Source organism: Aeromonas finlandensis, assembly GCF_000764645.1.
In the GTDB taxonomy this organism is placed as follows: Bacteria; Pseudomonadota; Gammaproteobacteria; order Enterobacterales; family Aeromonadaceae; genus Aeromonas; species Aeromonas finlandensis.
The window spans coordinates 1-17,721 of the sequence record NZ_JRGK01000047.1; the positions used below are offsets into that span (position 1 = coordinate 1).

Here is a 17,721-nt window from a genome sequence, read left to right on the forward strand (position 1 = left end):
GGCCCTGCCCCGCGCCCGCTTCAATACCAGCGTGATGGATCTGCTGCCCAAAGAGGAGCACCAGCAGTGGCATCCGGAAATCCGGGCCGGACTACTCGCCAACCTCGACCGGCAACTGGTGTGGCTGGTGAGCCTGCCCGTAGGCGAAAATGGCGAAGCTGCCGCGACCGCGTGGAGCAAGCAGCTGGCAGCCATCGACTCACTGGAACATCTGAAGGCGGCGCAGCCGACCCTCGCCGGCGCCTGGCAGAGCTACATGCGGCAGATGGCGTGGCAACACCTCACGCCGAGCGCACGGGCACGGCTGGCCAGTGGCCCGGAGGGGTGGAGTCAGTGGGTGCTGGGGCAGATCTACTCCCCCTTCGGCGGCGTCTCGCGCGCCGAGTGGCAGGCCGATCCCCTGCTGCTGACCCGCGCCGCAGTGCTGGAGCAGAAGAGTCCGATACAGCTGGATGACGATGGCTGGCTCAGCAGCACGGGGCCGGATGGCCGCCGCTGGTATATGGTGCGGGCCGAGCTCAACCTCTCCGCTTTCGACATGGCGCGCAACCGCCAGCTGCTCAGCGAGCTGGCAACCGCCGAGCAGCAGTTGCGCCAGCACTATCCGGGCGTCGAACTGCTGCGCCGCGGCACCCTCTTCTACAGCCAGCACGCCAGCTCGCTCGCCGAGCAGGATATCTCGACCATCGGACTGGGCTCCCTTGTCGGGGTCATCGTGCTCATCTGGCTGGCGTTTCGCTCGGTGCGCGCCCTGCTGCTCTCCCTGCTGCCGCTGACGATGGGGATGTTGTGGGGGCTCGGCGCCGTACTGCTGGTATTTGGCGAGATCCACGTCTTCACCCTGGTGATCAGCTCAAGCCTCATCGGCATCTCCATCGACTATGCCATCCACTTCCTGAGCGAGCGGCGCCTGCATGGCCACGAGACACCGGCGCAGACCCGCGCCCACCTGCTGCCGGGGCTGAGTCTGGCGCTGCTCACCACCCTGATCGGCTATGCCCTGCTCTGGCTCGCCCCCTTCCCGGGGCTGCAGCAGCTCGCCATCTGCGCGCTGGCAGGCTTGCTGGCCGCCTTCCTGACCGTGCTGCTGGTGTTCCCCTACTGGCTGGGCGACCTGCCGCAGGGTGCCTTGCCCATCCGCCACTGGCAGGGGTGCTGGATTGAAGCCTGGCTGCGCCCGGGCGGCCTGCGCCGCTGGCTGCCGCTACTGGTGCTGGTGATCAGCGCCATCGGCATCAGCCGCCTCGCGGTGGATGACGATATCCAGAAGCTGCAACCCCTGCCCCACGAGCTGCAGGCGCAGGAGCGCCAGATCCAGCAACTCACCGGCCAGCAGGGCGGCATGACCGGCTATCTGGTGGTGGGCAGCGATGGCGAGCAGGCCCTCACCCGCCTCGAGACGCTGGCGGACCAGCTTGAGTTGGCCCGCCAGCACAAGGTGCTCGACCAGTTTGTGGCCATCAGCCAGTGGCTCCCCTCGAGGGCCCGCCAGCAGGCGGATCATCAGGCTATCATGGCGCTGCAACCGGGCGTCATTTCCGCCCTCAAGGCGGCCGGTGTACCGGTGGAGGCCAGCGCTCGCCCCCTGGATCTGCTGACCCCCGAAGCGTGGCTAACCAGCCCGGTCAGCGAGGGGAGCCGTCTGCTCTGGTACGCCCTGCCCGATGGCCGGGTCGGGATCTGGGTGCCGCTGGCCGGCATTCACGATGCCGCCGCACTGGCCCGTCTGGCCGACGAGCATGACGGGGTGATCTGGCAGGATCAGCGCAGCCAGTGGAGCCAGCTCTTTGCCGATTACCGCCTCAAGCTCGCCGAGCTGCTGCTGGTCGCGGTGGTACTGGTGATGGGGCTGCTCTGGCATCGCATCGGCTGGCGCCTGACCCTGCGCATCCTGCTGGTCAACGGGCTGGCCATCGCCATGGGGCTGGCGCTGCTCGGCTTCAGTGGCCAGCCGCTCACCCTCTTTGGCGTGCTGGCGCTCAGCCTTATCTTCGGCATCGGCATCGATTACGGGCTCTTCTTCGCCCACTGCGGCAGCGAGCCTGCCCGCCAGCAATCGACCCTGCTCGCAATCCTGCTGGCCCACCTCACTACCTTGCTGGCCTTCGGCCTGCTGGCGCTCAGCAACACCCCGGCCATCGCCGGTTTCGGGATCGTGCTGAGCGGCGGGATCTTCACCGCGTTTCTGTTATCCCCCATGGTGCTGGCCCCGCGGCCAGCTGCGGAGTCATGATGAGATACTGGTACTTGCTGCTGGTGCTGCTGACCGGTTGCAGCAGCCAGCAGGGGATAGAGGCGTTTATCGCCCCGGGCGTCCCCCTCTCGCTGCCGGCGCCCCAGCGCGCCGAACCGCTAAACCGCCAGCAGCTGCTGATCGCCAGCGTCAAGGGCAAGCCGTATCAGCTGCTAACCGCACTGGAAGCCGGCCAGCAGGGCATCACCCTGGTCGGGCTGATGCCGACCGGTGCGCGCCTGTTCAAGGTGCAGTACGACCAGAGCGGCATTCACAGCGAGCTGCTGCTCCCCCTGCCCGGCAACGCCCTGCCCCCGCCAGCGCAGGTGCTGGCCGACGTGATGCTCTGCTACTGGCCGCTGGCCGAGTGGCAATCCCGTCTGCCGGTGGGCTGGCAGCTGGTCGATGAGGGGGATGTTCGCCGTCTCACCGACCCTGCTGGCGTGCTGGTCACCGAGATCCGCTATCAGAGCTGGCAAGGCCAGCGCGAGCCGGTCAGCCTGACCCAACACCGCTTTGGCTACCGCCTGCAACTGGAGAATCTGGCGCAATGACCCTCTACATTCACGCCTACAGCCTCATCAACGCCCTCGGCCGTGGCAAGGATGAGGTGAGTGCCGCCCTCGAGGCGTGGCGCACCCATGGCGCCAGCCCGCTTGATGGCGAGCGCTGGACGCTGGTCGATGGCCGCACTTCGCCGGTTGGCCGGGTGTGCCATCAGCTTCCCGCAGTGACAATCGCCCCCTACGACTCGCGCAACAACCGGTTGCTGCTCGCGGCACTGGCCGATATCGAAGACGACGTAAACGCCGCAATCGCCCGCGTCGGCCCGCAGCGGGTGGCGCTGGTGCTCGGCACCAGCACCTCCGGCATCGGCGAGGCCGAGGTCGCCGTTGCGGCGAGCGATCGTGGCGAGGCGCTGCCACCGCAGTTTGACTACGTACAGCAGGAGCTCGGCTCACCCTCGCTGTTTCTCGCCGCCCATCTCGGCCTTGAAGGGCCAGCGATGACCATCTCGACCGCCTGCTCCTCGAGCGCCCGCGCCTTCATTACCGCCCGCCGCCTGCTGGCCAGCGGTCAGGCCGATGTGGCGCTGGTCGGTGGTGCCGACTCGCTATGTGGCCTCACCCTCAACGGCTTTGACAGTCTGGAGTCCCTGAGCGAACAGCGCTGCCAGCCGTTTACCGCCAGGCGCGACGGCATCAACATCGGCGAAGGGGCGGCCCTGTTTCTGGTGAGCTGCGAGCCCGCCCCGCTTGCCCTGCTGGGGGATGGGGAGTCATCGGATGCCTGGCATATCTCGGCGCCGCACCCGCAAGGGGAAGGGGCTGAGCGAGCGATGCGGATGGCGCTGACCCGCGCCGGTCTTGAGGCTGAGCGGGTCGGCTACGTCAACGCCCACGGCACCGCCACCCGCCTCAACGACGAAATGGAGAGCCGCGCGCTGGCGCGCCTCTTCCCGAATCTGGTGCCGGTCAGTTCGACCAAGGTGCTGACCGGTCACACCCTAGGGGCGGCCGGTGCGACCGAAGCGGCGCTCTGCTGCCTGCTGATCGAACGCGCCCTGCCGCTGCCCCCGCAGGGTGAGGAAGCCGATCCGGCGCTGGCCCCCATCGCCCTTGTGCAGGATCAGGGGCCGGTCGACATCATCATGTCCAACTCGTTTGCCTTTGGTGGCAACAACGTCAGCCTGATTTTTGGCAAAGAGGCATCATGACTTTTCCTCCCATAGAACAACTGCTTCCCCATCGCTCCCCCATGCTGCTGCTCGAACGCGTCACGGCGCACGACGAGCAGAGTATCTGCTGCGAAACAGTGGTGGGAGCACGGCAGGCGCTGCTGCTCGATGACAATGGCGATCTGCCCGGCTGGTGCGGCATCGAACTGATGGCGCAAACCATCGCCGCCTGGGCTGGCATGCAGGCACATCAGCACCAAGAGCCGGTGCGGATCGGCATGCTGCTCGGTACCCGCAAATACCAGAGCCAGCAGCCGGTCTTTGCCGCTGGCAGCCTGCTGCGCATCGAGGCGCACTGCCTGCTGCAGGATGCCGGAATGGCCAGCTTTGAATGCAGCATCTGGCTTGGGGATCGCGAGTGCGCAAGAGCCCGCCTGAGCACCTATCAGCCCACCGAGGCGCAACTGACAGATTTACTGGAGCAGAAACAATGAACTCGACCGTATTGGTAAGCGGCGCCAGCAAGGGGATTGGCCGCGCCATCGCCCTCAAGCTGGCGGCCGACGGTTTCACTGTGGTGGTTCACTACCACAGCGACCAGCAAGGGGCGCAGGTGACCCTCGACGAGATCACCGCCCAGGGCGGCGCCGGGCGCCTCATCCAGTTCGATATCGGCGATCGCGAACTGTGCCGCGCACGTCTTGAAGCCGACATCGAGCAGCACGGCGCTTACTATGGCGTGGTCTGCAATGCGGGCATCGTGCGTGACGGCGCCTTCCCGGCGCTCACCGACGACGAGTGGGATGATGTCATCCACACCAACCTTGACGGTTTCTACAACCTGCTCAAGCCCTGCATCATGCCGATGATCGGGCTGCGCCGCGGCGGGCGCATCGTCACCCTTTCGTCGGTCTCCGGCATCATGGGCAACCGTGGGCAAGTGAACTACAGCGCCTCCAAGGCCGGTCTTATCGGCGCGACCAAGGCGTTGGCACTGGAACTCGCCAAACGGCGGATCACGGTCAACTGCGTGGCCCCCGGCCTTATCGACACCGGCATGGTCAGCCCGGAAGTGGAGGGCGAAGCGCTCAAGATGATCCCCCTCAAACGCATGGGGCAGGCAGAGGAGGTGGCCGGTCTGGTCTCCTACCTGATGTCTGACATCGCCGGCTATGTCACCCGGCAAGTAATTTCCATCAACGGAGGCCTGATATGAATCGACGGGTCGTAGTCACCGGCATGGCCGGTGTGACCGCCTTTGGCAACGACTGGGCCAGCGTCAAGCCGCGCCTGCAGGCAGGACGCAACGCCGTGGTCACCATGCACGAGTGGGGTGTCTATGACGGGCTCAACACCCGGCTGGCCGCGCCGATCAGCGACTTTGCCCTGCCGGCCCACTATCCGCGCAAGAAGATCCGCGCCATGGGACGAGTCTCCGAGATGTCGACCGTGGCCTCGGAGCTGGCGCTGGAGCAGGCGAAGTTGCTGAACGAACCGGTGCTGAGCGATGGCCGCACCGGTATCGCCTATGGCTCCTCCACCGGCAGCACGGCGCCCATCGGTGCCTTTGGCGCCATGCTCAACGACAAGACCACCGCCAACATCACCGCCACCACCTATGTGCAGATGATGCCGCACACGACGGCGGTCAACACCGGCCTCTTCTTCGGCCTGCGTGGCCGGGTCATCCCCACCTCCAGCGCCTGCACCTCGGGCAGTCAGGGGATCGGCTACGCCTACGAGGCGATCCGCCACGGCTACCAGACTGTGATGGTGGCGGGTGGCGCGGAAGAGCTCTGCCCCTCCGAGGCGGTGGTATTCGATACCCTGTTTGCCACCAGTCAGCTCAACGACACCCCCGAGCTCTCCCCGCGCCCGTTTGACCGGGATCGCGACGGGCTGGTGATCGGCGAAGGGGCCGCCACTCTGGTGCTCGAGGAGCTGGAGCACGCCCTCGCCCGCGGCGCCCACATCATCGCCGAGCTGGTCGGTTTTGCCACCAACTGCGACGCGGCTCATGTCACCCAGCCCCAGAGCCAGACCATGCAGCTCTGCATGCAGATGGCGCTGGATCAGGCCGGGCTGCGTCCCGAGCAGATTGGCTACATCAGTGCCCACGGCACCGCCACCGAGCGGGGCGATATCGCCGAGAGCCAGGCGACTGCCGCCATCTTCGGTGAGCAGACCCCCATCTCCTCGCTCAAGAGCTACTTCGGCCATACCCTCGGCGCCTGTGGCGCCATCGAAGCCTGGCTGTCGCTTGAGATGCTGCACGACGGCTGGTTTGCGCCGACCCTCAATCTGGCCAACCCGGATCCTGCCTGCGAGCCCCTCGACCACATCACGGGTCAGGGACGCCAGCTGGAGATCGAGTATCTGATGTCCAACAACTTCGCCTTCGGTGGCATCAACACCTCGCTCATCTTCCGCCGCTGGCACGGCGAAGCGCTCGGGCAAGGTTAAGTCCTCCCAGACTGAATGCGGCCCTGGCATGCTCTTGGCCTGGATAGAAGATCCACGCAAGGATTGCCGCCAGCCGGTGATCGCTCGCTGAAACCTCGCCATGTAAAAGAGGGCCTCGCGGCCCTCTTGTTGTTTCGGCTATCAGCTGCGCTGTGTCATTGCAGCACTGTGTTATTGCAGTACCAAGCGCCCATTGAGGGGCTGCACCGGCCGGTTGTTGGGGTGGTGCATCACCGCCTTGAAGGCGTCGATCTGGGCCTGACTGACCTCGACCGGCTGCTTCATCACCAGCCAACGCACCCCTTCCGAGCAGGGCGGCGTGGTGAGGGAACCGCTGAAGCGGTAGTAGTCGCGGCTCTCGGGCAGCAGTTGTTCCGCAGCGAGCGGCGCCTTGAGGGGGTGGATCTCGCCCACCTTGGCCGGTAATTCACCCCAGGCTGCCGTCAGTGCCGGATTGGCCTTGCCAGCCTCGAACATCACCGCCACCACTGCGATCTCCCCCTTGTCACTGACGTGCACCAGATGCCCTTCCAGCGGATAGGATTTACCCTCGATGAGGTTTTCACTCGGGGCGTGGAAGTGGAACTGCTTGAGCTCAAACGTGGTGCCATCGAGTAGCAAGGTGCTGCCCGGGGCATAACCGACCTGCACGGTGTGACCGTTGTTGACCACAGTGTTGCCACCCGCCTGATAGTGGAGTGCCAGCGGGGCCAGCTTGGCCTCTACCAGCCCGTTCAGGTCAACCGGCGACTGATTGCTGCCCGCGCACTGACCAAACTCGGGAGTCAGCTTGGCCCAGTGAGCAGGCCCCGCTTCGCCGCTATATTCCCAATGGGGGGTGGCAGCAAACGCGGCAGGGCACAGCAGCAGGGAGCAGGCCAACAGAGACTTTCTCATCATACATCCTTATCTTGATTGAAAAGCACGACCATCCCCTCCCCCCGATCACGGGGCATACAGGGATGGCATATCTGATATGCGGGATACAGAGTGGCAGAGCGACTTTCTAATGGTAACGAGCACGGGCTGGTCAATCGGTTTGACCGCGGCTCAATACAGAGTCGTTTGGCATGTATATGGTGAGGGATCGGCAGAGGCAGTGAAAGGGGGTGAATTAATCAGCCAGCTATCCACGAATCGTCGGCAAGTGCGGGTCAAGGTTCAGAGTGTCACGCATTCATAACAACCATCGCGGGAGTCAGGGCTCCCGCGATGGTTGCCGATAACGGCAATTAACGGTCACGATTCAACGCGATCAGACGATCAAGAATCGCTTCACCATCGGCACGCAAGCCGTTGTGCTCATACTCGTTGGTGATCCAGGCGCGGCTGCTACCGAGGCCCTGCAGGGTCTCGCGACTGTAGTCAAACTCCACGTACATATCCTCGGCATAGACGGCGCAGGCTACCGGCACCTGGTTGCGGGCCAACTGAGCCGGGTCATAGAGCGCACCCCAGTCCGCCTTGTTGGCCAGTAGATGGGCCGCCTCTTTCAGGGGCAGCAACTCGCGGAACTGCTCGAACATCCAGGGGTAAACCATCTCGCCGGTGAAGGCGAAATCCTTGCCGGGCGCCCAGTTCACCGCCGGAAACTCCCCTCTGACCCGATCTGCCGCCCAGCGAGTCGCCTCTCCTTCGGCGTAGATGGCCTCGTGCAGGATGGCGAACAGCGGGTTGGTATTGAATGGCTGCATGCTCTGTACCTGATAGAGAAACGCCGGGCTCAGCTTGTCGCCGATAAAGGCCTCCTCCAGCAGGTAATAGAGCGCTTCAAAGGCGCCCGTGGCACCGAGATCCAGCCCCTGCTGCTGGAACTGCGCCACAGTGAGCCGCTGACCGTTGGGCAGCCGCACATCGTGCTGGTGCAGATGATTGGCCAAGCGGTTGGCAATTCCCTGAGCGTGGGGGAAGCGAGCAAAGAAGGCGCGGTTCTTGTCGGCCACCCGCTGATAGGTAGCGCGGTAGACCTCCTCTGCGCTGCGGCCAATCGGCGCGATACCGCCGGTGATATAGACCTCCCGCAGGCTGTCGGGAAAGCGCGAGAGGTAGGTCAGACAGCAGAAACCGCCAAAGCTCTGGCCAAGCAGACTCCAGCGGTGTTTAGGGCTGAGCTCCTGCCGGATGAACTCGGCATCTTGTACGATGCTGTCGGCGCGAAAATGGCTGAGATAATCCGCCTGCTCGGCCGGCGTCATCTTGGCCAGGGCATGGCCGTGGATGGGGCTCGACATGCCGGTGCCACGCTGATCCAGCAGCAGCACCCTGAACTCCTGCAACGCCCGCTTGAGCCAGCCACTGTTGGCCGTCGGACGCGGCGCGCCGAAACCGGGACCACCCTGCAAAAAGAGCAGCCAGGGGAGCTTGTCATCGAGTTTGTCTTTGCGGCAGAGGGTGCGGGCAAACAGGGTAATGCTGTCACCATCCGGCTCATCATGATCGAGGGGAACGGTAAAAAAGTGCGGCTCGCAATGGATGCCGTCCAGTACATAGCGCAAGGGGCTGTTCATCTGGGCTCTCTCCGTCTGGATGGAAACATGATCCATCCCATCATAACCTTGGCCAGAAGCGGGGTCACTCCGGTTTTCCAAAATGTTAACAATGGCTTATAAGGTCGCCGAATACGGCTCGCCCCATTTCTCAATCATGCTGAATTAATTGTTATCGGGGGGAGATTGACGCCATGTAGCCATTCAACAAAGATGGCTCGCCTGCACAGGAGTGCAGCCATTCAGGCCGTCAAAATGGATAAGGGAACGTGATGAAACCGAAGTGGATCAGGGCCAGAAAAAGAGAGAAGAAGCCATGCCCGGGCAGCATGTTGCAAACCGGAATGCTGCTGTTCAGCGCCACCTGTGGGGCGACCCTGTTTTTAGCCGCTTGCAACGGGAATTAAAAGATGAAAAAAAGCCCGCTCAATTGAGCGGGCTTTTCGAATTTGGCTCCTCCTACTGGACTTGAACCAGTGACATACGGATTAACAGTCCGCCGTTCTACCGACTGAACTAAGGAGGAATTGTGGTGCCCAGAGACGGAATCGAACCGCCGACACGGGGATTTTCAATCCCCTGCTCTACCGACTGAGCTATCTGGGCAACGGCGCGCATTAAACCCTTTCCAGCGCAGAGTGTCAACCATGATGGCACGATAAAAAGCGCGTTCGCTCAACAACTGAACGCTGCGACCATTTATTATCCATTTCAGTCCCGTTTCCCTGCCTTGCCGACTTTTTCACGTCATCCTTGCGCTGCCAATCTTGTGGAAATTCGAGACTCTGTGGGTCAGCCGCATTGAGCCGAATCCACTCTGCGAGTATGCTTTGCCGCAATGATACCGCCTGGAGGCAACATGAGTCTGAATATGCAAGAGTGGCGTGATGAGACCACCGAGATCGTCAACGAACTGCTGGCCGATGGCAGCAATCCCGATGTGGATTACGACATTGAGCACCACTTCGCCTGCCAGGATTTCGACCGTCTGGAAAAAGCAGCGGTTGACCTGTTCAAGGCCGGTTTTGAAGTGACCGATGCCGAAGAGATGGAGCTGGATGACGGCGCCACCATCTTCTGCTTCGATGCCACCATCGAGTGCAAACTGAATGTCGAAGCGATCGTCGCCGATATCGCCAAGATGCTGCCCATCCTGGAAAAATATGGGGTGGATTACGATGGTTGGGGTACCTACTTCCAGGATTGATCCTGCCTCCATCGTAAAACAACAAGGCCACCTTTCGGTGGCCTTGTTGTTTCTGGCGATATCTCACACCAGATAACTGGCTGCAAATTCGTCCGGCGGCAAGGGACGGCTGAACAGATAGCCCTGTAGCCGATCACACCCCGCCTCGGTCAGCCACAACTGCTGCTCGGGCGTCTCCACCCCTTCGGCGGTGATCTGGATCCCCAACTCGTGGCCCAATCCGATCACCGAGCGCACAATAGCGGTGGTCGCGGTATTGCTGGCCAGCCCCTGGGTGAAGCTGCGATCCAGCTTGAGGGTCGCCACCTGCAAACGCGGCAGATAGGCCAGTGAACAGTAACCGGTACCGAAATCATCGATGGCCAGCTGAAAACCGGCAGCAATCAGGTTGTCGAGGTTGGTCTCAATCTCATCGGCATTCTCCATCAGCACCCCTTCGGTGATCTCCAGCTCCAGCTGACTGGCCTTGAGCCCATGGCGGACAATGCAGGCAGAGACTCGCTCACAGAGCGCCGGATCACGGAACTGCAGCGGCGAGAGGTTGATGGAGAGCACCATATCCGGCTGCGCAGTTTGCCACTGCGCCAGCTGGGCACACCCCTGCTCCAGCATCAGCTGGCCAAGCTGTCCGATGATCCCCATCTCTTCCGCCAACGGAATGAACTCGTCGGGGGAGATCATCCCAAGCTCAGGATGAGGCCAGCGGCAAAGCAGCTCGGCACCGTGCAAGCGGTGAGTGCGGGTACAGATGATCGGCTGATAAACGGCAACCAGCTGGGCAGATTTGATGGCAAGCGGCAACTGGGCGGCGATCAGCTGACGCCGCTTGAGCCGGGCATGCAGCTCGGGATCAAACAGGGTGCAGTACTGCTGCTGCCGTTTGCCCTGCGCCAGCGCAGCCTCGGCATGGCTGAGCAACCGCTCGGCATCGCTCGCCCGGCCCTGGGCCAGCCCCAGAAACACCGGGATCTGAATGCGATGCTCTTCCACCTGATAGTGTTCCATCAACTGCTGCTGCAGATGCTGGCTCCACCCCTGCAACGGCTCGTTGAATTCGGGCAGCAACAGGCTGAAGTCATCGGCAGCGACCCGACAAAGCAGGGAACGCGGCGGCACCAACTGCTGCAACCGCTTAGCCACCTGGCTGAGCAGTCGATCGGCAATCCGGATCCCGAAGCGATCGTTGATTTCGCGAAAATGGTGCAGATCGACCAGCACCAGCGTGGCGCTGCGCCCCCCCAGATGACGACTGGTCTGCAAGAAACGGGAGAGTTTGAGCAGCCCGGTCAGACTGTCGTAGTGCTGCTCCTGCTGCAACTGCGCCTGAGTGGTGCGCAGGCCGGTGATGTCACGCCCCAGCGTCAGGATCCCGAGGGAGTGGCCGTCACCATCGGGGACATCGACCCGGGTGATCTCCATGTGCCGCCCCTGCCCGCTGGCATCCAGCAGACAACATTCACCATGACCCATCCCCTGCGGCGCAGCCAAACGGTAAGAGTGCTGCTGGCCCAGCACCTCCTCCGCCTCCTGACCGATAAAGTCGAGAAACGCCTGATTGCACTCCAGCAAGACACCATTGTGGTCGTCGAAACGGATCAGATCAGGGATGGCATCGAGCAAGAACCGCTGCAGCAGTTGCTGTTGTTTGACCGTCTGTTCGAGGGATTTGCGCTGGGCGATCTCGCTGACGATCCCGAACACGGCATATGCCTCCCCTTGCGGGTTGTAGAGCGGCACTTTATGGATCTCGACCCAACAGGTGTTTCCGCCACTCTTGCAGTGCAACTGCTGATAGAGCAGGGGGACCCCGCCCGCCAGCAACTGCTCATCCTCGCCACGAAACACATCCCCCCATGGCATATCGGCATCACTCTTGCCCACCACCTCGGCAGGGGAGCCCATTTTCGCCTCGAGCACAAACACTCGATTGGCGAACAGATAGCGCCCATGCTTATCCCGACAAAAGATACTCATTGGCAATTGGTCGATGATCTGCTGCAGCAGATCCGGGGTGAGCATGTTGTTCACAAGGGCGCTTATGGAGGAATTTCGAGCAAATCTATGATAGCAAAACAGTTTTGTAAAGCACCCTGCAACCCGCCCTTGATGCACCACACAGGATGTTTGCTGACAGCGATTGTCGCTCCGGTGATAATAGGCGCCGGTTGGCCAATGGCCGGATGATATGGACGAGAGAAACAAGATGAAAAAGCTAATGGGGAGCGCATTGGCGCTGCTGCTGGTTGGTTGTGCCGGTGACAACAATGGTGGTGAAGAGTATCGCTACAACCCGCCGATAGCCAAGGCAACCAACAATACTCAGGAGATGGCAATCCCGGTTGATCTGGTGTGGGCACGCGCCGAAAAATGGTTCACCGATCACGGTCTCAACATTGAAAACAGCCAGCGCGGTTCCGGCCTGATGACCGCCAACGTCAACCACTCAGCCGATGGGCTGGAGTGGCTGGATTGCGGCACCATGGGTTCCAAAGTTGCGCTGGGCAACCCGAATCTGCAGATCAACCTGATCATCACCCAGAGCGGCAACAGCAGTGTGGCCACCGTCAACGTCAAGGGCAACACCGAGCTGTTCTTCGTTGAATCCTCAGGCGAACGCGTACCGGCCCCTTCCATCAAGCCGGTCTGTGTCTCCCGCGGTTCTCTGGAGCAGAGTCTGTTTGCCACTCTCGGCAACTGATTTCGCTTCCCTGCAAAGATAAAAAAAGCGGCAGATTGCTCTGCCGCTTTTTATTGCCCGAAACCGGGCTTATTTATCGATATCGAGCAGGTTGTTGTTCAGCATGTAATCGATCACCTGATTGGCCGTCGTCCCTGAACCACCTGTCAGACTATCGAAGGTATGGTTCATCAACACGATCTCCTGAGTGATAGGTGCTGCACTGCTCTCCTTGACCTGCAGGTGAACCCCTTCATTATCTTGGAACACCGAGAGCAGACTCTTCAGATCAGTCGTATTGTGAGAACCATCGTGATCCAGCAGATCGCTCAGATCCAGCTTGTCACCCTCAGCCTTGGAGAAGTCGACCACGTAATCCTTGGCAACACTACCCGCAGCGGTATCTCCCTGCAGCCAGGTGAAGGTATCGGCTCCGCCATCTCCCTTGAGGATGTCGTTGCCCAGACCACCGACCAGGATATCGCTGCCCAGACCGCCGCTCAGGGTGTCGTTGCCAGCGCCACCATACAGGGTATCGTTGCCGCTGCCACCGTACAGAGTATCGTTGCCGCTCTCGCCATACAGGGTGTCGTTGCCGGCACCACCAAACAGGATGTCGTTGCCAGCACCGCCGAACAGGAAGTCATCACCACCCTGACCAAACAGGATATCGTTGCCCTCCCCTCCAATCAGCACATCCGCCTTGTCATTGGTGGAGGACTGATCAAACTCGCTGGCATGGTCCGTGATGTAGTCATGAACCTGGGCATCGGTCACTGAACTTGCGCTCAATTTGCCAGCCACATACTGCTTGATGGCCGCGTAGCCTTCGCCATTAATACCGGCGAAATGAACCGCATCCCCAAACAGGATATCGTCACCGGCACCGCCATCGATCCGGTCACTGCCCGGCAGGTTGTTCACCGAGGTGCCCAAGATGGCATTGGCCAGGTCGTTGGCATTAACCCCGGTCATGATGACGCCGTCAGAGTCGTAAGACTTGAGATCGTTGTAGGAGATATTGGCGCCCAAACCAATCGCCTCTACCGTAACCCCCATCCCTGTCAACAGACCAAAACCGGCTACAGAGTTGGCAATAGTAGTGGCGGTGGTGGTGTTGCCCGTTCCTGCCAAAGTGGCGTAGACATAACGCCCTGCTCCATCTGCTCTCATATAGCCAAGCAGGTTACCGCTGTAGTCATAAACCTCACCCTTGCCGTTAACAACCGTCCGACCATTTACCGTGTAGGATTGGCCATAGGTATAGCTATTGCCGATGACAGTATTCAGGTAGACATCATTCACTGAACCATTAAGGTCACGGATCATGGGGTTATACCCCTCGTTACCCAGATAGTAGGTAGGCAGGCCATCAGTAATGAAATAGGTCAGGTTCTTCGCATTGGTGTTGTTCTGTACGGTCGAGCTGTTGAACCAGTTGGCAACCGTCTTGAACACGTCTTCATAGTTGGTCCCCCCCCCGCTGCTCATGGAGTCGATGACAGACTGCAGCTGACTCAAGGCATTGCTGTCCTTAAGGTTCACGCTAATACTGGCATTCGACAGGGCATCGAAGTCAACCAGCATGATGTTGACGGTGCCTGCTCCCTCGCTGCCTGCGCTCGCCTTGAGGCTGGCGAAAATCTGTGCCAGCTGGCTCTTGATGGTGCTCATAGCGCTGGCGCCAATACTGCCCGAGCTGTCGACCATAAAGGCGATGTTGTAGTTTTGACCCGGCAATACCACACTGCCATCCAGATCGCCCACAACGATATTGTGCTCGCTGCCGTAGACACGGTTCTGATCGCCCGGCTCCCCTTCGGTGGAGAGGAAATAGCTCATACGGATCGAATCCTGATCCGATGCGCTGCTGGCATTATCGGTCGCAACTTCCTTGGCGAAGGCCTCTACCTTGAGGTCGAACTGGCCCGCACTACTACCTGGTACCCGCAAAGTCAGGCCGGTCAGCTTGACATCCAGCGCGCTCGGGTTCCACAGGCCTGTAAGCGTCAGCTTACCATCTGCACCAACGGTCCCCAGCACGGTAGAGCCCTGAGACAAGGTAGCCCCGGATGGCATGCCGGTCAGTACCAAGCGGTCGAACTGCTCACTGCCATCCCTATCGGTAAGAGAGGCACTGATCTCGAGCGGGTAATCCACCACACTCGGCTGTACCGCCGTCAGGGTGCCATCGGTCTGATTGAACTGGTAGATGCCGTCATCAAACTGCACCTGCTCGATGTCATAGAGCGACTTGCTAATGGTGATGCCGTTCTCCTTCACCAGGAAGTTGAAGCCGCCATCACTTCTGCGCTCGATGACATAGTTGGCACGCGAACCCATCAGCACAGCCAGGTCAGTACCGGCACCGCCATACAGGGTATCGCCACCCTGTCCGGCCACCAGGATATCGTTGCCCACGCCGCCATCAAGGGTATCGCCAGAGACAGAGTTACCACCGACCAGCACGTCATTGCCAAGACCACCGATGAAGTGATCACCACCACCCTTCACGCTGACGATATAGTCATTACCATTGCCACCCTCCACAGTATCCTGACTGGTGGTGCTGTCGGTCAGGTTGCTAGCAAAGCCAAAGCTGCCCTTGTTGAAGTTGCCGCTCTGGAACGCCCCGGTGGAGATGCCGGACGACGGGTACTGGGTATAGAGCGGTACACCATTGCCGGTCAGGCTGATATCGACCACCGGCTTATCCGCCACGGCAGTGACATCGATCACCAGCTTGCCGCTATTGCTCAGGTTGGCACCATCGCTGATCTGATAACCAACAGTGGAATAATCTCCCAGCTTGTTACCAAGCTCGATGCCATTGCCATTGGTGGCAATGGAACTCGACTCATTGAGTCCCGGTACGAAGCGCAGGTGGCCACTATCGATATCCGTGTAGGAGATAAGATCACCCGCCTTCACCGCAATCCACTGACCAGCCGCGTTCAGGTACTCCAGCTTGCCGCTCAGCGGCAAGGTGTTGATCTGCACGCTCAGGTCAGAAGCCGCCTGATCATCGCTTGCGCCAAAATTAGACCACTTCAGTATTTGTGGGACATCTTCCGAGCCAGTACTGTAGCCACCCGTGGTCACAGGTGCACGATCGTTGTCGATGATGGTGCCGGTGCCGTTCTGGCCACCCACCGCCACAGCAAGGGTCTCACTCGACTCGACAAGGCGATCATCCACCGTCGGTATGGTCACGGTAAAACCAGATACCCCCGCTGGCACAGTGATCTTGCCGGTTGTGCTGTTATAAGTGACTCCGTTGTTAAATTGCAGAGTGCCCCAATCGGAGTTTGTCGCGGCATGAGCGCCACTGCCGGCGATGGAGAAGCTATATTCGGTTGCTACATTGGTCGAACCACTCAGGGTAACCAGATGTTGCAGGACTCCCCCCTCTGTCACACTGGCATTCGATACACCCATTACATCAGGGCGAACCAGCGGATTGACCGCAAAGCTGCCTTGTGAGCCATCACCGTCACGATCATAGGCCTTGAAGCTAAAATCGATATCGCCATCTACTGGACGCTGCATCTCTGCATACTGGAAGAACTCCCATTTGCCCGTGGCTGGGGTGAACTCCATCTTGAAGATCAGGCTACCATTGCTGTCCTTGCCAAGCAGGGTGTTAGCCCCATCAGCTGTGATTGCGATAGCCAGACCGGCGACGGTCTTGAGGCCAGACTCGACCGTCCCGGTGACAAGTTCAAAACGCCCCTTGCCATCAGCCCCCCACTGCGGCTCGAGCGTGCCAGAGCCATAGGCAATTGCCTGTGGAGTAGAGGAGCCCATGAACTCGATCGATTTGACGGTAAAGTCGCTATTATCACTCCAGTCGGCTGATTTGCCGTTATCGCTCGCCTTGATCACCATGGTGTCAAAACCACCCTGCTGAACCTGGAAGTTGGCCGCATAATCGCCATTGGTTGCGTCAGAACTGAATGTCTGGGTGGCAACCAGCTTGCCGTCGCGCCAAAACTCAACCACCCCGCTCTCCAGCTCACCACCGAAAATCTTGCTGAACTCGATCTTGGCACCATATGCCACAGTGCCCGCATCTAGCTTGACCACCAACTCCTCGGAAACGCTCGCCCCATTGGCAAACTTGCGGAAGTCGATCTCGTTGTCAAGGTTATGGTACGGCGCAGCAATACTCTTGACCCCGACCCCATCGCTGGATCCATTGACCAACGCATCCACCAGTTTGGCTGAAGCTGCAGATTCAAATCCGCGGGCCGTGATAGTGAATTTTCCGGCATCAATGCTGCCTTTATCTCCCGAGTAACCGACCAGACTGAACTTCCCGGTCAGCACATCCGGAATACTGGTTTTCACCAGAGTAACCGCGGCAGCATCCCCAGCGATCGGGGCATCGTCTTCTACAGTGATGGGCAGCGAACCGACGGTGGTGCTCTGGCCATCAGAAACAGAGACTCCGACGTTGAAGCTCAGCGTGTCCTCGGCACCAGTCACCGGATGATCGAGGGCTCCTTTCAGAGTAACGTCATAACCCCAATCTCCTTTGGTACTGCCTGAAGGTGCAGTCAGTTTGACATCAAGCACCGCCTTGTAGTCCGCACCACCCAAGGTACCGGTATACCCGGTCAACACCTTGCCTGATGCATCCCAGTTCCACTTCACGTCCAGCCCGCCGGACTTGAGCCCGGACGGACCAGTGAGGCTGACCATCACGCTACTGCTATCGGAATCCCCCACAGTAATAGTGCCACTGGCAACGGTCGCATTGGTGGTATCTGTATTACCTGTGGTATCAGGCAACCCGTTGGGCAGCCCCTCTTCGGACACAACCGCAGGTTTATTGATCACCACGGTAGGCGGCGCATCGTTGTCAATGATGGTTGCGGTACCGGTCGTGCCATAACCATTAGCCGTAGCCGTCAGGTTGTAGCGCTCCGAGCTTTCCTGCTGAGTGTCATCGATCGTACTGACCTTGACCGCAAA

At 60.5% G+C, this 17,721-nt stretch carries 13 protein-coding genes and 2 tRNA genes; 9 read left to right on the plus strand and 6 right to left on the minus strand.

Annotated elements, in window-relative coordinates; translation table 11 throughout:
• From LD28_RS0106250 to LD28_RS0106275, 6 genes are all read left to right on the plus strand, one after another.
• A partial coding sequence (locus tag LD28_RS0106250; RefSeq protein ID WP_033136141.1) for an MMPL family transporter occupies positions 1-2,233 on the plus strand: 2,233 nt, incomplete at its 5' end.
• Positions 2,230-2,787 (plus strand): DUF3261 domain-containing protein, encoded by a 558-nt coding sequence (locus LD28_RS0106255; RefSeq protein WP_033136142.1) that lies wholly within the window; start codon positions 2,230-2,232, stop codon positions 2,785-2,787. The genes LD28_RS0106250 and LD28_RS0106255, both read left to right, overlap by 4 nt.
• Positions 2,784-3,950: a beta-ketoacyl-[acyl-carrier-protein] synthase family protein gene (locus LD28_RS0106260; RefSeq protein WP_033136143.1), complete on the plus strand. Its 1,167-nt coding sequence runs from the start codon at positions 2,784-2,786 to the stop codon at positions 3,948-3,950. Before LD28_RS0106255 ends, LD28_RS0106260 begins: the two co-directional genes overlap by 4 nt.
• The gene (locus LD28_RS0106265; RefSeq protein WP_033136144.1) at positions 3,947-4,405 is read left to right on the plus strand and encodes a hotdog family protein; all 459 of its coding nucleotides are present in this window, start codon (positions 3,947-3,949) and stop codon (positions 4,403-4,405) included. Before LD28_RS0106260 ends, LD28_RS0106265 begins: the two co-directional genes overlap by 4 nt.
• Positions 4,402-5,127 (plus strand): 3-ketoacyl-ACP reductase FabG2, encoded by a 726-nt coding sequence (locus tag LD28_RS0106270; protein ID WP_033136145.1) that lies wholly within the window; start codon positions 4,402-4,404, stop codon positions 5,125-5,127. Before LD28_RS0106265 ends, LD28_RS0106270 begins: the two co-directional genes overlap by 4 nt.
• Positions 5,124-6,374, plus strand: coding sequence for a beta-ketoacyl-ACP synthase (locus LD28_RS0106275; RefSeq protein ID WP_033136146.1), 1,251 nt, complete (start codon positions 5,124-5,126; stop codon positions 6,372-6,374). The genes LD28_RS0106270 and LD28_RS0106275 overlap by 4 nt, the downstream gene beginning before the upstream one ends.
• Before the next feature lie 171 nt (positions 6,375-6,545).
• On the opposite strand, the gene LD28_RS0106280 is transcribed toward LD28_RS0106275, so the two are convergent.
• Positions 6,546-7,271 carry a carbonic anhydrase gene (locus LD28_RS0106280; protein WP_033136147.1) on the minus strand — a complete coding sequence of 242 codons (726 nt, stop codon included), beginning with the start codon at positions 7,269-7,271 and terminating at the stop codon, positions 6,546-6,548.
• Positions 7,272-7,606: 335 nt separating this feature from the next.
• Positions 7,607-8,881: an alpha/beta fold hydrolase gene (locus LD28_RS0106285; RefSeq protein ID WP_033136150.1), complete on the minus strand. Its 1,275-nt coding sequence runs from the start codon at positions 8,879-8,881 to the stop codon at positions 7,607-7,609.
• Between the two features lie 262 nt (positions 8,882-9,143).
• On the opposite strand from LD28_RS0106285, the gene LD28_RS22870 reads away from it, so the two are divergent.
• Positions 9,144-9,332, plus strand: a complete 189-nt coding sequence (locus tag LD28_RS22870; protein ID WP_156120124.1) for a hypothetical protein — start codon at positions 9,144-9,146, stop codon at positions 9,330-9,332.
• On the opposite strand, the gene LD28_RS0106290 is transcribed toward LD28_RS22870, so the two are convergent.
• A tRNA-Asn gene (locus LD28_RS0106290) sits at positions 9,311-9,386 on the minus strand. The two genes, LD28_RS22870 and LD28_RS0106290, sit on opposite strands and share 22 nt — an antisense overlap.
• A 4-nt stretch (positions 9,387-9,390) precedes the next feature.
• Positions 9,391-9,466, minus strand: a tRNA-Phe gene (locus LD28_RS0106295).
• A 265-nt stretch (positions 9,467-9,731) separates the two neighbouring features.
• On the opposite strand from LD28_RS0106295, the gene rraB reads away from it, so the two are divergent.
• Positions 9,732-10,067: a ribonuclease E inhibitor RraB gene (rraB, locus tag LD28_RS0106300; protein WP_033136151.1), complete on the plus strand. Its 336-nt coding sequence runs from the start codon at positions 9,732-9,734 to the stop codon at positions 10,065-10,067.
• Positions 10,068-10,130: 63 nt separating this feature from the next.
• On the opposite strand, the gene LD28_RS0106305 is transcribed toward rraB, so the two are convergent.
• Positions 10,131-12,095, minus strand: coding sequence for a sensor domain-containing protein (locus LD28_RS0106305; RefSeq protein ID WP_033136148.1), 1,965 nt, complete (start codon positions 12,093-12,095; stop codon positions 10,131-10,133).
• Positions 12,096-12,270: 175 nt separating this feature from the next.
• Here LD28_RS0106305 and LD28_RS0106310 point away from each other — a divergent pair, with 175 nt between their 5' ends.
• A complete protein-coding gene (locus LD28_RS0106310) occupies positions 12,271-12,765 on the plus strand; it encodes a hypothetical protein (protein ID WP_033136149.1) in 495 nt (164 codons plus the stop codon).
• A 69-nt stretch (positions 12,766-12,834) separates the two neighbouring features.
• Here LD28_RS0106310 and LD28_RS0106315 read toward each other — a convergent pair.
• Positions 12,835-17,721: type I secretion C-terminal target domain-containing protein (locus LD28_RS0106315; protein ID WP_156120125.1), on the minus strand; the 4,887-nt coding region annotated here is incomplete at its 5' end.

Coding starts and splice junctions, on each gene's coding strand:
- LD28_RS0106310 (WP_033136149.1), top strand. CDS start 12,271: ATGAAAAAGCTAATGGGGAGCGCATTGGCGCTGCTGCTGGTTGGTTGT.
- LD28_RS0106280 (WP_033136147.1), bottom strand. CDS start 7,271: ATGAGAAAGTCTCTGTTGGCCTGCTCCCTGCTGCTGTGCCCTGCCGCG.
- LD28_RS0106255 (WP_033136142.1), top strand. CDS start 2,230: ATGATGAGATACTGGTACTTGCTGCTGGTGCTGCTGACCGGTTGCAGC.
- LD28_RS0106285 (WP_033136150.1), bottom strand. CDS start 8,881: ATGAACAGCCCCTTGCGCTATGTACTGGACGGCATCCATTGCGAGCCG.
- LD28_RS0106270 (WP_033136145.1), top strand. CDS start 4,402: ATGAACTCGACCGTATTGGTAAGCGGCGCCAGCAAGGGGATTGGCCGC.
- LD28_RS0106275 (WP_033136146.1), top strand. CDS start 5,124: ATGAATCGACGGGTCGTAGTCACCGGCATGGCCGGTGTGACCGCCTTT.
- rraB (WP_033136151.1), top strand. CDS start 9,732: ATGCAAGAGTGGCGTGATGAGACCACCGAGATCGTCAACGAACTGCTG.
- LD28_RS0106265 (WP_033136144.1), top strand. CDS start 3,947: ATGACTTTTCCTCCCATAGAACAACTGCTTCCCCATCGCTCCCCCATG.
- LD28_RS0106260 (WP_033136143.1), top strand. CDS start 2,784: ATGACCCTCTACATTCACGCCTACAGCCTCATCAACGCCCTCGGCCGT.